The 13,181-nt window shown below is 38.1% G+C and carries 15 protein-coding genes; 10 read left to right on the top strand and 5 right to left on the bottom strand.

Features of this window, described 5'->3' with window-relative positions:
• Positions 1-33 precede the first annotated feature (33 nt).
• Entirely contained in the window at positions 34-393 is a 360-nt protein-coding gene (locus N784_RS13145; protein WP_036835636.1) for a YlbF family regulator, read from the top strand.
• 187 nt (positions 394-580) lie between these two features.
• Here the strand turns inward: N784_RS13145 and N784_RS13140 are convergent, their stop codons facing one another.
• On the bottom strand, positions 581-766 hold the full coding sequence (locus tag N784_RS13140) for a YhzD family protein (RefSeq protein WP_036835635.1): 186 nt from the start codon (positions 764-766) through the stop codon (positions 581-583).
• A 146-nt stretch (positions 767-912) separates the two neighbouring features.
• Here N784_RS13140 and N784_RS13135 point away from each other — a divergent pair, with 146 nt between their 5' ends.
• Positions 913-1,812 (top strand): ABC transporter ATP-binding protein, encoded by a 900-nt coding sequence (locus N784_RS13135; RefSeq protein ID WP_036835634.1) that lies wholly within the window; start codon positions 913-915, stop codon positions 1,810-1,812.
• Positions 1,805-3,061 (top strand): ABC transporter permease, encoded by a 1,257-nt coding sequence (locus N784_RS13130; protein ID WP_036835633.1) that lies wholly within the window; start codon positions 1,805-1,807, stop codon positions 3,059-3,061. Before N784_RS13135 ends, N784_RS13130 begins: the two co-directional genes overlap by 8 nt.
• A 28-nt stretch (positions 3,062-3,089) precedes the next feature.
• Here N784_RS13130 and N784_RS16675 read toward each other — a convergent pair whose 3' ends face one another.
• On the bottom strand, positions 3,090-3,245 hold the full coding sequence (locus N784_RS16675; protein ID WP_156965257.1) for a YuzL family protein: 156 nt from the start codon (positions 3,243-3,245) through the stop codon (positions 3,090-3,092).
• Between the two features lie 119 nt (positions 3,246-3,364).
• Here N784_RS16675 and N784_RS13125 point away from each other — a divergent pair, with 119 nt between their 5' ends.
• The 6 genes from N784_RS13125 (at position 3,365) to N784_RS13100 (ending at position 10,748) form a co-directional block, all read left to right on the top strand.
• Positions 3,365-4,588, top strand: coding sequence for a metallophosphoesterase family protein (locus N784_RS13125; protein WP_036835632.1), 1,224 nt, complete (start codon positions 3,365-3,367; stop codon positions 4,586-4,588).
• The gene (locus N784_RS13120) at positions 4,585-7,482 is read left to right on the top strand and encodes an ATP-binding protein (protein ID WP_036835631.1); all 2,898 of its coding nucleotides are present in this window, start codon (positions 4,585-4,587) and stop codon (positions 7,480-7,482) included. Before N784_RS13125 ends, N784_RS13120 begins: the two co-directional genes overlap by 4 nt.
• A gap of 98 nt (positions 7,483-7,580) precedes the next feature.
• Positions 7,581-8,132, top strand: a complete 552-nt coding sequence (locus N784_RS13115; protein WP_036835630.1) for a GbsR/MarR family transcriptional regulator — start codon at positions 7,581-7,583, stop codon at positions 8,130-8,132.
• Between the two features lie 94 nt (positions 8,133-8,226).
• Positions 8,227-9,186 (top strand): 3'-5' exoribonuclease YhaM, encoded by a 960-nt coding sequence (gene yhaM, locus N784_RS13110; RefSeq protein WP_036835629.1) that lies wholly within the window; start codon positions 8,227-8,229, stop codon positions 9,184-9,186.
• A gap of 20 nt (positions 9,187-9,206) precedes the next feature.
• Positions 9,207-10,487 (top strand): MDR family MFS transporter, encoded by a 1,281-nt coding sequence (locus N784_RS13105; protein WP_036835628.1) that lies wholly within the window; start codon positions 9,207-9,209, stop codon positions 10,485-10,487.
• 54 nt (positions 10,488-10,541) lie between these two features.
• Entirely contained in the window at positions 10,542-10,748 is a 207-nt protein-coding gene (locus tag N784_RS13100) for a sporulation YhaL family protein (protein WP_036835627.1), read from the top strand.
• 43 nt (positions 10,749-10,791) lie between these two features.
• Here the strand turns inward: N784_RS13100 and N784_RS13095 are convergent, their stop codons facing one another.
• Positions 10,792-11,694 (bottom strand): peptidylprolyl isomerase, encoded by a 903-nt coding sequence (locus N784_RS13095; protein ID WP_036835626.1) that lies wholly within the window; start codon positions 11,692-11,694, stop codon positions 10,792-10,794.
• 204 nt (positions 11,695-11,898) lie between these two features.
• Here N784_RS13095 and N784_RS16385 point away from each other — a divergent pair, with 204 nt between their 5' ends.
• Entirely contained in the window at positions 11,899-11,982 is an 84-nt protein-coding gene (locus N784_RS16385) for a YjcZ family sporulation protein (RefSeq protein WP_084600256.1), read from the top strand.
• A 134-nt stretch (positions 11,983-12,116) separates the two neighbouring features.
• Here the strand turns inward: N784_RS16385 and N784_RS16965 are convergent, their stop codons facing one another.
• Both N784_RS16965 and N784_RS13085 read right to left on the bottom strand, forming a co-directional pair.
• Complete coding sequence (locus tag N784_RS16965) at positions 12,117-12,299, bottom strand: hypothetical protein (protein ID WP_036835664.1); 183 nt, start codon at positions 12,297-12,299, stop codon at positions 12,117-12,119.
• A gap of 161 nt (positions 12,300-12,460) precedes the next feature.
• Positions 12,461-13,006: a DUF3267 domain-containing protein gene (locus N784_RS13085; protein WP_036835625.1), complete on the bottom strand. Its 546-nt coding sequence runs from the start codon at positions 13,004-13,006 to the stop codon at positions 12,461-12,463.
• Positions 13,007-13,181: the final 175 nt, after the last annotated feature.

Below are 13,181 nucleotides of genomic sequence, written 5' to 3'. Positions count from 1 at the left end.
GAAGGATTACACATTTTTAGGAGGAACTATTCCATGGCTAACATGTATGATTACGCTTATGATTTAGAAAAAGCAATTAGAGAAAGTGATGAATTTAAAGGATTAAAACAAGCATATGAAGCAGTAATGGCTGATGAACAAGCGAAACAAATGTTTGACAATTTCCGTAATGTACAAATAGAATTACAGCAAAAACAAATGCAAGGTTTAGAAATTACAGAAGAAGAAGTAGAGAAAGCACGCCAAGTTGTAGAAACAGTACAACAACATGAGCAAATTTCTAACCTTATGCAACAAGAACAACTTCTTAACCAAGTAATCAATGACATTAGTCGTATTATTACAAAGCCTTTAGAAGAGCTTTACGGTGCGGAAGAAGATTTACAACAATAGTGATGCCATCCTCCTAATTTAATTAGGGGGATTTTTTGTCTATAATGAGTGCAAAAAGTGCGCCGTATGGAAGAAAATTATTGCAGGGAGGAAGCTTCAACATGTCGAATGTACTAGAAGAAGAGTTGGATTAGAAACTAAAAAACACACGAAACTGTGCGTATCGCGTGTTTTGGTGGTTAAATTTTTACCGATGAAACAAAACCATATGACCTTCTGGTGCTACAAGGCGATGTGTGTGTTCTGTATATCCTTGTTCGTCTAACTTCTTATGTCCTAACTCTTTTGCCTCTTGATCCGAAGAAGCTTGAACGGTTTCATCTAACAAAGAACTTCCATCAGGTGCAAACACTGTTAAAAAATAATTCTTCATTCATCTAACCTCCCAACAATTGAACTATAGGTAGTAATATTCGGAATGTTTCGTTGTTTTTCCTGCTGTTCTGCTAAATTATGCGAAATAAAAAATGAAACCAATAGAAGATTACGAACGTATTACATAAAAGGAGGGATGTACAAATGGCATTGAAGCTACATAATATCACGAAAAGGTTTGGCTCCTTTACGGCTGTAGACGAGCTGAATTTAGAAATACCTGAGAAACAAATATTTGGTTTTCTTGGCGCTAATGGGGCAGGTAAAACGACGACGTTTCGCATGATTTTAGGATTGATTGACGCTTCAGAAGGAGACATTACGTGGAATGATGCAGCTATTAATTATGATAAAAGTCACCTTATCGGATATTTACCTGAAGAAAGAGGATTGTATCCAAAATTAACAGTGAAGGATCAGCTCGTTTATTTAGGTCGACTCCGAGGAATGAATAAGCAGGCGATTTTGCAAGAGCTTGATAAATGGCTGGAGCGATTTAATGTAACCGAATATCGTACGAAGAAAATTGAAGAGTTATCAAAAGGAAATCAGCAGAAGATTCAATTCATATCTGCTGTGATTCATAAGCCGCAATTGCTTATATTAGATGAACCATTTTCTGGGTTAGACCCGTTAAATGTCGAGCTACTGAAAAAAGCTGTTATTGATATGAAGAATGAAGGCACGTCTATTGTATTTTCCTCTCATCGAATGGAGCATGTAGAGGAATTATGTGAGCATTTATGTATTATGCATAAAGGATCTCCAGTTGTACATGGAAGCTTGAAGGAAGTGAAACGCTCCTTTGGTAAGAAAAACGTTGTCGTACATGCTGATTTCGATGTGACTTACTTGAAGGAACTACCGGGCGTTGTGAAATATAAAGTTGTAACTGGTGGTTGTGAATTGCAAATTGAAAATGAGCAAGTAGCGGCAACCATTTTTGATTCGCTATCAGGGAAAGGTTTTGTCCGTACATTTGATTTAGAAGAGCCTACACTAAACGACATCTTTATAGAGAAAGTTGGTGCTTCTTATGAATAAGTTCATGATTATCGTCGGGCATACGTATACCAATCGCCTTAAATCAAAAGCATTCATGATTACTACATTAATCACGTTATTATTTGTCATGGCCTTTGCCAATTTAGAGACGATTATTGGCTTGTTTTCCGGTGAGGATGAAGAGGAGCGCGTTGCCGTTGTAGAAGAAGGGGCTAATCTGTTTGAACATTTGCAAGGGCAACTAGAGCCCTATGAAAGTGAAGTGAAAGTAGAGAAGTTCGAAGGCACCGAACAAGAAGCCAAGGATGCCGTAACAGATGGAGATTATGTAGGAGTATTGTCCGTGTCTTTAGCGGAAGATAATATTCCACAAGGGACGTATTATACGGAACAAATAAGTGAATACAAGGTTAGTAGTTTGTTAGAGCAAGCATTGCAACAATTAAAGGTAACTGTTGCTTCACAAAGTGCACAGGTTGAACAAGCAACCATCAATGAAATTATGTCCCCAGTTGCTTTTGAGAAAGTCTCCTTGAAAGAAGACGCTAAAACGGAAGAGGAGCTAAGTCAAACCCGTGGGCTAGTCTATATTATGTTATTCTTGCTTTACTTTGGTGTTCTAATGTACGGATCTATGATCTCAACCGAAGTTGCAACGGAGAAATCTTCTCGGGTGATGGAAATTCTTATTTCAAGCGTTTCTCCAGTGAAGCAAATGTTTGGAAAAATTTTCGGTATTGCATTGTTAGGGTTAACGCAATTCGGTTTAATTGTCCTTGTGGGCTATATTGCTGTTCAGCAAAATAAAGAGTTTCTAGATAGCACCTCCATTTCAAGCTATTTGGGATTCTCTAATATTGAAATAAGTACACTCATATACGCGATTGTATTTTTCTTATTAGGTTATATGCTATACGCAACAATCGCTGCTGTACTAGGTTCTCTCGTTAGTCGCACGGAGGATGCTCAACAAGTCATGACACCGATGATACTACTCATTGTCGTTGCGTTCTTTTTAGCGATGACAGGGTTAAGTAATCCGGAAGCCACTTATGTAACGGTCACATCGTTTATTCCGTTATTTACACCGATGTTAATGTTCTTGCGAGTTGGTATGTTAGAAGTTCCAATGTGGGAAGTAGCAATTTCCCTCGTAATATTAGTAGCAACGATTGTCGCACTTGGCATTATCGGTGGGCGTATTTATCGCGGAGGAGTATTATTGTACGGCCGTTCTTCGTCATTTAAAGATATTAAGAAAGCTCTACAACTTACAAAAAAAGAATAAAACAAAATACGCAACACAGCAAGGAGCGTTATTCCTTAGCTGTGTTGTTTTTTTTATATTGCATATTGGTGGTTTGGTGGTCAGGGTCATCACGAAATCGTTCGACAGGACCACTGTTTGGAGAGCCTTGAACACTAGCGGCACTTTTACCACGACTAGAAGGATTTTTCTTTATTTTTGCCATGTTAATCACCTCCATAGCTATAGCTTGACCATATGGATTGCGATTATGTAAGGGAACGTGCATTCGTGTTGCTGCTTTGTTACAATAGTGGCACTAGGTTGAAGAGGGGAGCGGTATTTATGAAGGAGAAGATTCGTTTTCTTCATTGTGCGGATTTACATTTGGATAGTCCTTTTAAAGGGTTTTCCCATCATAACGGTAAAATTTTTCAAGAGATGAAGGAAAGTACGTTTAAAGCATTTCAATCTATTGTCCAGCATGCGGTGGAGCAGCACGTAGACTTTGTTGTCATGGTCGGAGATATATTTGATCAAGATGGAAGAAGCTTAAAGGCGCAATTACGCTTAAAGAAAGGGTTTGAGCAACTAGCAGCACATAATATACCTGTTTACCTTAGCCACGGCAACCACGATTATATGGACGCTTCGTATTATCCGGTTGATTATCCAGACAATGTCCATATCTTCTCTAGTGAGCAAGTAGAGCATGTCTCGTTTCATAAAAAAGGGAAGCATGTTGCAGAGATATACGGATTTAGCTATGAACAAAGGGCGATTGGGGAAAGTAAACACCTTTTTTATGAGCGAACAGCCGATGACGTGTATCATATTGGCATGTTGCACGGAAGCTTGGCTACGAATACAGATCATGACGTGTATGCACCGTTTACATTAGAGGAGCTAGTTGCAAGAGGGATGGACTATTGGGCGCTTGGTCACATTCATAAGCGGCAGCAATTGCATGAAGATCCTCCTGTCGTTTATTCTGGTAACATTCAAGGCAGACATCGTAAAGAAATAGGAGAAAAAGGGTGCTACATAGTGGACATCACTCCTCATGATACCTCCATGACATTCTTGCCAACAAATACGATTCGTTTTGAAAAGAGAGAACTTTATTTAGATGAGTGTACGACGATACAACAGGTGGAGAGATTGGTACATGGGAAAAAAGAAGAATGGAGACGTGAATACGGCAAAGCTATGATAGAGCTTCATTTATTTGGTCATGTACCTTCCACTTCGATAATAGAAGAGTTACGCGATATTTGGAATGACCAAGAAGACAGTGAGTCTCCATGGATATGGCTTCATACCATTAAGGTACATGCAACGCCTAAGTGGGATAGAGAGCAACTGAAGCAAGGAGCGCATTTCATTGGAGAAATATTACGGCAAAAGGATAAGCGTACAGATATTGAAAATGATGTGAAAGACTTACTTTACCACAAACAAGTTCGTAAATATATGCCTACGTTTACAGAAGAAGAGCAAAAAGACATTATAGAACATGCAGAACAATTGTTATTAAATCAGTTATTAGAAATGGAGGGGAAAATGTGAAAATTGAAAAAGCACAAATATATGGCTTTGGGAAATGGCAACAACAAACGATTTCTTTTTCTCCTGAAGGATTGTCTTACATTTATGGTAAAAATGAAGCTGGTAAATCAACCCTCCATCAATTTATGCTGTATATTTTATTCGATTTGCCTCCTCGTAAGCGAAAAGCCTTTCAACCGCTACGAGGAAATGTTATGGGAGGGAAGTTATATGTTAGAGACGAGCAGTTAGGCTTCATTACCATTGAACGACAGCCAGAGCAACAAAACGGGGAAGCTCGTTGCTATTTAGAAGATGGCCAAGTGCATGGAGAAGCGTTCTTAAAACAATTGCTTAATGGGGTTGACAGGGCGACCTATGAGTCCATATTTTCCTTTGATTTACAGGATATTCAACACATTCATCAGCTGGATCGTAGTGATTTAGGAAATATATTATTTGGCATCGGCATGACCGGGTCTCAGCAAATACATATCGTAGAAAAACAATTAGAGAAGGAATTAGAGAAGCGATTTAAAAAGCAAGGAAGAAAACCGCAAATAAATGAGCAGCTAGCACTAGTGAAGCAGAAAGAGCAAGCTTATGTTCGTGCGAAAGAGCGAGAAGCACACTACCATACTTGGAAGCAAAAAGAACAGGATCTCAAAGAGCAATTGGAACATGGAAAGGCGCAGCAAAAGAAGTTAGAGAATAAGATGCAGCAGTTGGAGAAACACTATCAAGCTGCTCAGCCTCTTTATGCGTATCAACAATTAGAGAAAGAACTGGCTACGTTTGATGAGGACGTAACATTTCCAGAACAAGGTTTAGAGCGTTATGAGCACTTGAAAGACCAACTATTGCCATTTCAAAGTGAATTAGAAGTGGTGCAACAAAACCTTGCAACGTATGAACAAAAACAATCTGCATTGCCACAAGTTGAACAAGGTAAGTTGGCTTTATTGGAAGACGTATTAGGACAGAAGGAGCGAATGTTATTAAAACGAGAGGAGTTGAAACGAGCTACAGCTAAGCTAGTGCGGGAAAGAGAGCGATGGGAGCAAGATGTAGAGGCTCTAGGAATCGGCTTGAAGCCTGAGGATATGGAACAATTGCATTTTCCATTTTATATAGAGGAGCATTGGCAGCAACTATTTGACCAAAAAAAGCAGCTTCAATTTGAACAAGACCAACTGCAACAACAATACAATACTTTACATCAACAGTTGAAACACATGCAAGAGAGGAGAGAGCAATTAGAGCAAACATTACTGTCAGAAGAAGCGTATGCCGAATGTGAGCGTCGTGTTCGCTTGTATGAGCAAAAGCAGGAACAAGACAAAGTAATTGCTATGCAACATGAATACCGTCATAAAACTAATAAACTGACGAAACAAGTAATGATGATTGGACTATTGGTGGCAATTGTGTCTTTCATCGTAGGCTTTGTTATGCAAGAGTGGTTCGTTGCTATTGGTGGAGTATTTGTCGCTGTGCTAGCCATTGTGATGGGCAAGCTAATGAAACGTTCGTTACCTAAATTGTCCTCTGATATAGAACTAGTAAGCAATGATGTTGATATACGTAATGATAAGGACAAATTGTTGCATCATAAGAACACATTGCGGTTAATTGAGCAGGAGCAAATGACTTTCCAACAAATAGAGAGAGAACAGATAAAATGGGATGAAAGAAATCGCTCGTTGCAGCACCAATCTAACCGTCATCATCAACAAATGCAAGAACAGTTAGATACGTATCCATTTCTTCATCATATCGATATTGGATATTGGGAAAAAACGTATAAGAAAATTACTCACTTATGCGACGAACTAGAGGAACTGAAGAAACAAGAGCAAGACGAGAAAGCTTTAGTAGCAGAATGGTCTACCTTAATGGAGCAACTACAACAGCTAACTAAACGAGAAGGTATTCTTTTTCAATCGCCGTTTGATGCTGTTATCGAACAGCTAGAGGAGCGTTGGCAAACATATGTGCAGCAACTAGAACTACAGCGTAAGTATGAGGAATGGATTGAGAACGCGATAGAACAACGTAAGCAACTGCACTTTAAAATGAAACCATATCAATCCGAAATAGCGCTACTGTTCCAGAAGGCGAATGTAGATAATGAAGAAGCGTATGTGGATAAAGGGAAGCGGATGAAGTGGCTCGAAGAAATAAAATCTCAAATGCAAATGTATTACGAACAATTACAAGGAATATTCTTTGACGAAACAATTGTTCAGTCTATACTAGAAAAAAGAATGGATGGCTTTGAGGTGAAACGTGAATATGAAGAGAAACGTCAACAATTGAGTGAATGGACGGAGAAAATAGAAAGAATTAGGCAGCAATTGTCAGATGTTTCTTCTCAGTTAAGCATGTTAGAAGATGATGAAACGGTATCACAAAGTCGTCATGAATTAGAAGGAGAGAAGGATCTCCTAGTAGAGCAGGCAAAGGAATGGTCAGTGTACCAAGTGGCATATTCATTATTACAAGATACGAAGTCCGTTTATCAAAAGGAACGTATGCCATCGGTACTAAAGTATTGCCAACGCTATTTCGCAATGTTAACAAACGATACGTATGAATCTGTTTTCTTGTCAGAGGAACAAGATGGTATCGTTGTGCAGTCGAAGGCGGGAGATCGCTTCTCTGCTCAGCAACTATCTCAAGGAACGAAAGAGCAATTATATGTTTCGTTACGGTTAGCTTTAAGCAAAGTGATGAGTGACAACCACTCCTTGCCATTTATAATCGACGATGCGTATGTGAATTTTGATGAAGAGCGGACGAAGGAGTTTATCACCTTATTGCAAAGGCTTTCAAAGGAGCAACAAATCATCTTATTTACATCTCAATCTTCCGTTCAACCTATTCAGAATAAAAAAGAAATAATTTTTCTATAAAAAATTAAGTTTTTATTTGTCATGTCCTCGCAAGTTTGGAATAATAGTGTTAGAATACTCTAGGTACATGTTGAATAAAGCTAGTGGAGGGTCGTCCATTGGTAGATAAAAAACAAGAATGGGCAGAATATGAAGAAACAATAGAGAAATTTATCCAGGTTATCGCAAAGAATATGAACCTATATGGTATGACGTCCTCTGTTGGTCGCTTATATGGAACATTATACTTTTCCGATGATCCAATGACGCTTGATGATATGCGAGATGCGCTTGAAATGAGTAAAACGAGCATGTCAACAGGAGTTAGATCCTTATCTGAAATGAAAATGGTAGAGCCTGCTTTCCGAAGAGGGATCAGAAAGGATTTATATAAATCAGAAGAAGATTGGTATAAAGCTTTCACTTCTTTATTTGGGAATCGTTGGAGACATCATACGGAAACAAACATGGAAGAAGCAGATGAAGCGATCTCTGAACTACGGACGATAGCAGAGAAAACAGAAGATGAAGAACTTATTGGTACTATTCAACGTGATATCGATCGTCTTGAATACGCAAAAAGTTATTATCGCTGGCTCATGAGATTTATACGAGTGGTAGAATCAGGCGAAATCTTTAAGTACGTACCAAAAGAAGACGAACGAACATAAGGGCGTGGAAGCACGCTCTTCTTTTTTAAACCGGCACTCATCTGTGAACAGGGGGGTGTCGTTTTTTCTCACAATATTTACGAGGAGGAACAGCATGAAAAAAGGTATTGCAGAGTATCAAGTTGGGGATGCTTTTGATTCTTATATGTTAATAAAGTCTGCATCAAAAGGGGTTGCTAGTAACGGTAAGCCGTTTCTGACCTTAATATTACGAGATGCGACAGGAGAAATTGAAGCAAAATTATGGGATGCTTCTAAAGAAGATGAACAAACATTTGTTGCCGAACAACTAGTAAAATTGGCCGGGGACGTAAATCAATTTCGTGGTCGCCTACAATTAAAGATTCAATCGATTCGCCCTGCGCAATTAACAGATGGAGTAAAGGCTGCTGACTTTGTAGAAAAAGCACCTATTTCTCCTGAAGAGTTGATGGAAAAGCTGACAGAATTTATTTTTGAGATGAAAAATCCGAATCTTCAGCGTATTACGCGACAATTTGTGAAGCAGTATCAAGAAGGGTTGTTAACATACCCTGCAGCAGTAAAAAATCATCATGAATATGTGTCAGGTCTAGCGCACCATATCGTGTCTATGCTGAAGCTGGCTAAGCAATTAATAGATCTTTATCCGGATGTTGATCAAGACTTGCTGTATGCGGGAATTATTTTACATGATTTAGGGAAGTTAAAAGAACTATCAAGTGCCACAGCTCCTTCTTATACGTTAGAAGGGAAGTTAATTGGTCATATACCAATGATGGTTGAGGAAATTGGTGCCGTAGCAAAAGGGTTAGGTATAGAAGGTGAGGAAGTGGTGATGCTTCAGCATATGGTGCTCAGTCATCACGGCAAAGCGGAATGGGGTAGTCCGAAACCGCCAATGATTAGAGAAGCGGAAATGCTTCATTTAATTGATCATATGGATGCTAAGATGAACATACTTAACCGTGCATTAAAGAAAGTGAATCCTGGTGAATTTACAGAACGGTTATTTGCTATGGATCAGCGCAGCTTTTATAAACCAGTTTTTACAAATTCATATAGAGAAGATTAAGGGAGAAAGGGCGAAGGGCAATGAAATGGAAAGATTGGGATCGTAATCTTCGTATCCGATTATACGGCGAAGGGGTCATGAATTTCATGTTTTGGTCCTTCTTCCCATTTATGACGATATTATTTAAGGATGCTTTCGGGGAAAAGCAGGCAGGTTTACTACTTATGCTTTCACAGGTAGCCTCTGTTTGTGCAAATTTAGTTGGAGGATATTGTGCTGATCGCTTTGGTAGAAAACGAATGATGGTTTTTGCAGCAATGGGAGAAACGGCTACATTCGTTTTGTTCGCTTATGCAAACTCCCCATGGTTGTCCTCGCCAATGTTAACGTTTCTGTCATTTGGATTATTAGGAGTGTTTGGAGCGATTTATTGGCCAGCTTCTCATGCCATGGTGGCTGATGTTGTCGACGAAAAAAATCGTGCTTCTGTCTTTGCGGTTTTCTACACGACGTTAAATATTGCGGTTGTCGTTGGTCCTATTATCGGTGGTATGGTGTTCTTTTCTTATCGATTCGAAATGCTTTGTATCGGTGTTCTTCTTTCCGCAACGTTAACGTTTATTTTGCACATTTTTCTAGAAGAAACGAGCACACCAGCGATGCGCAACAAGGAAGAAAAGAAGAAGTGGTATACAGCTATTGCTGATGAATTAGCTGATTATCGCATTATTGCCAAAGATAAAACGTTATTATTATTTATCTTCTCTGGCGTTTTAATCGCTCAAACGTTTATGCAACTAGACATCCTTATTGCCGTCTACACGTCAGATCAAATAGAATCAGCTACTTTATTAAATTTAGGTAATTGGCAGTGGACTTTAAATGGTGCACAGTCCTTCTCACTAGTGTTAGCTGTCAATGGTTTAATCGTTGCACTATTTACTGTATTCATTACGAAGAGAATGAGTAAAAGGAAAGAAAAGCACGTGTTTATCGCTTCAAGTTTGTTATACGCAATAGCTATTACTCTGTATGGTATGACGGATCATTTATGGTTCATGATTGGATGTATGGTTCTTTTTACGATAGCAGAATTAATGGTCGCGGGTATTCAAGAAAGTTTTGTTGCGAAATTATCACCTAAAGAGATGAGAGGTCAATATTTTTCTGCTGCTAGCCTACGTTTTACGTTAGGTAGATTGCTCGCTCCTATGAGTTTGATATTTATCGAATGGTTCTCTTATGCAACGGTTTTTGCTATTATTGGAAGTTTCGCTTTATTGAGTGCAGTGATGTATTATGGGACGTTTAAACGATTTGAGGCCCAACAACTTGCGCAGAAGCCTTCTCATTTGTCATAAGCAACGAAGAGGAAACATATGCTATGGTAAAAAGGGACAAGGAGGTAACCTGATATGGTAATTGCAGGTATGCCGTGGTGGGTGTTACTCATTATTGCTATTATTATTTACAGTGGATATATGGCCTTTCGCTCTATTAAAGAGGAAAAGCAAATGGAACGGAATTTCATAGAGCAGGAAGGACGTAAGTATATGAAACGAATCGAAGAAGCTCGTAAAGAGAAAGAACAAGATCGTCACATCAAATCCCAATCTTCATAGAAAAAGCAAGCGCCTTGTGCGCTTGCTTTTTAAAACGTGTATATTACTCTTGACTATCTTCAGAAGGTTCCTCTTGGCTATCCTCTTCTTTATACATGTCTTCTAAACCTTCTACTTTTACTTTTACATCAGCATCCTTGATGAGTTTGTCCATAGTTTCTTGTGCTTTTTGCTGATTTTCAGGTTGTTGTAACTTTGTGTTTTGGATTTCTGATTTAATGTCCTCTTTTATATCTTCAAGTGGTTCTACATCTACTTCCTTCTTATCTGTTACTTTAATAATGTGCCAACCGAATGAAGATTGTACTGGTTTACTAACTTTTCCTTTATCTAATGCATATGCAGCATCTTCAAAGGCAGGATCCATTTTACCAGGGCCGAATGTACCTAATTCCCCACCATTTGGAGCGGATGGGCCAACAGAGTGTTCTTTAGCAAGCTCTGCAAAGTTCTTATCGCCTTTTTCTACTAGTTTCGCAACTTCTTTTGCCTTTTCTTCGGAATCTAGAAGAATGTGGCTTGCTTCTAATTCTGTTTTCATACGGTCATAGTGCTTTTGAATTTCTTCATCCGTCACTTCGATACTAGAAGTAGCCGCTTTTTGTTGCATTAAACTAAATTCAAGCAATTCTTTGAATTCATCCTCGTTGCTTACACCCATTTGTTGTAGAGCCATGTCGTAGTTGTCACCGAATTGCTCTTTTAATTTGTCTACTTCTTTATTTACTTCTTCTTCTGATACGGAAAATTCATCATCAAGTACTTCTTTCATGACCATTTGTTGAAGCACTGCTTCTCCGTGTTGATTTTTCATCTCTTCGTAAAATGCTTCTTTCGTAATATTACCATTAGCTGTTTCAACAACAACATCTGAATCAGCTTGAGAACAGGCAGATAAGCCCACTACGCCGATAGCTAATGTTGTAGCAAGAGTCCATTTCTTCATTCGTCTAACACTCCTAGTCTCATCAGTTTCTATACAGGTATTAGGGATGATCAAATCCGCAAAATACTATAACACATTGTAGCATACATACATAGGTGATGACTATCTTGAGCAAAAACATAATAAAAACTAAGCAAAAAGCCTATCCCAATCTTGTATCCGTGCATACAATAACATAACAGCGAGGTAAGGGAGGTGTACACTATGAGCAAAGGATATGGCGGCGGTTTTGCGTTAATTGTAGTACTCTTCATTTTATTAATTATTGTAGGTGCTTCTTGGTTTTAATATGATGAAATAAATAATAAAGAAAAGACATGTTCACACCAGCCGTATAGGCGGTAGAGTATGTCTTTTCTTTAGAAATGAAACGTAATTATTCTCTTTTCCCAGTGATATCGTTCGTTACAGGAAAGCACCATCTAGCTATGTATAAGTACATCAAAGTAAGATGAGAGTAATAGGATGGTTATAAGAATGTTAATTGTACGAAACACCTTAGGCTGCTTTTCCACGGCCATTTCTGTTTTAAGGCATAACGAATGGGTAAGGGAGTTAAATGTGAATAATACAAAAATAGCGAACGGTACAAAAAATAATGTCACCATTAAAACCTCCTTTTGCACCTATGAAGTTACTGTATCAAAAAATCCACGTGTTGAACAGAAAAATGTATGAAAAAAACACCCATAATTAGGTGTTTTTTTACTTTGTATTACGGTAGCTTCCATATTATACGTATCCGTTATCTAAAAGGTACGCTGGATTACTTTCTAATTAATATATCATAGCTATCTCTTCCGTTTTCAATAATGCATTGCTTCGGTGCTATTAAAAACTGTCGGACACAGATGAAATCAGATAAAGAAAAAGCAATATTTACCGAAGTTAATAGCACGATATACGCGTGAAAACTCGGGAAGACAAAACTAGAAATCAAACCAGGGATTGTCAGTAACAATGTCGGACCAAGCGCTGTAAAAATGGACGTTTTTTTCGACAATGGTTGATAAGGCATATATGTGAAAGTGGGGCCACCCCAATATTTAATTTTCCAACGTATCCGTACTCGTTTATTAACGAATACAAGTGGTACAATGTGCATTAATTTATGAAGCATAGGTAGTAAAAACAATGTAATCACTAACGGAATCAATCCGTAATCAACTAATTGATGGTTTTGATGATAGATAGATACTGGAATATATAACAGTATAAATGATAAAATACCAAGTAATAGGCTCATGAGATAAAGTCGATTAGAGCCAAATTCTTTATTGATGTTAAAGGATTTCCAACAGCTTAAATTCATCCTCATTAACCCCCTTATTGTGACAATTTTAATTGGGATATAGTAAAATATAATTGTTATCGATATACTTAAGTCAATTAATTTCTTTATAATGTTTAGTCCTAAGGAATGATACGATGTTTTATAAAAGAAATCAATACTCTTTTTGAAAAAAATGATGTCATATTTTTGAATT

The sequence above is a fragment of the Pontibacillus litoralis JSM 072002 genome, from assembly GCF_000775615.1.
Lineage (GTDB): Bacteria > Bacillota > Bacilli > Bacillales > BH030062 > Pontibacillus > Pontibacillus litoralis.
The sequence above is the reverse complement of the archived record's forward strand: the minus strand, read 5'-3'. Positions and strand labels throughout refer to the sequence as shown.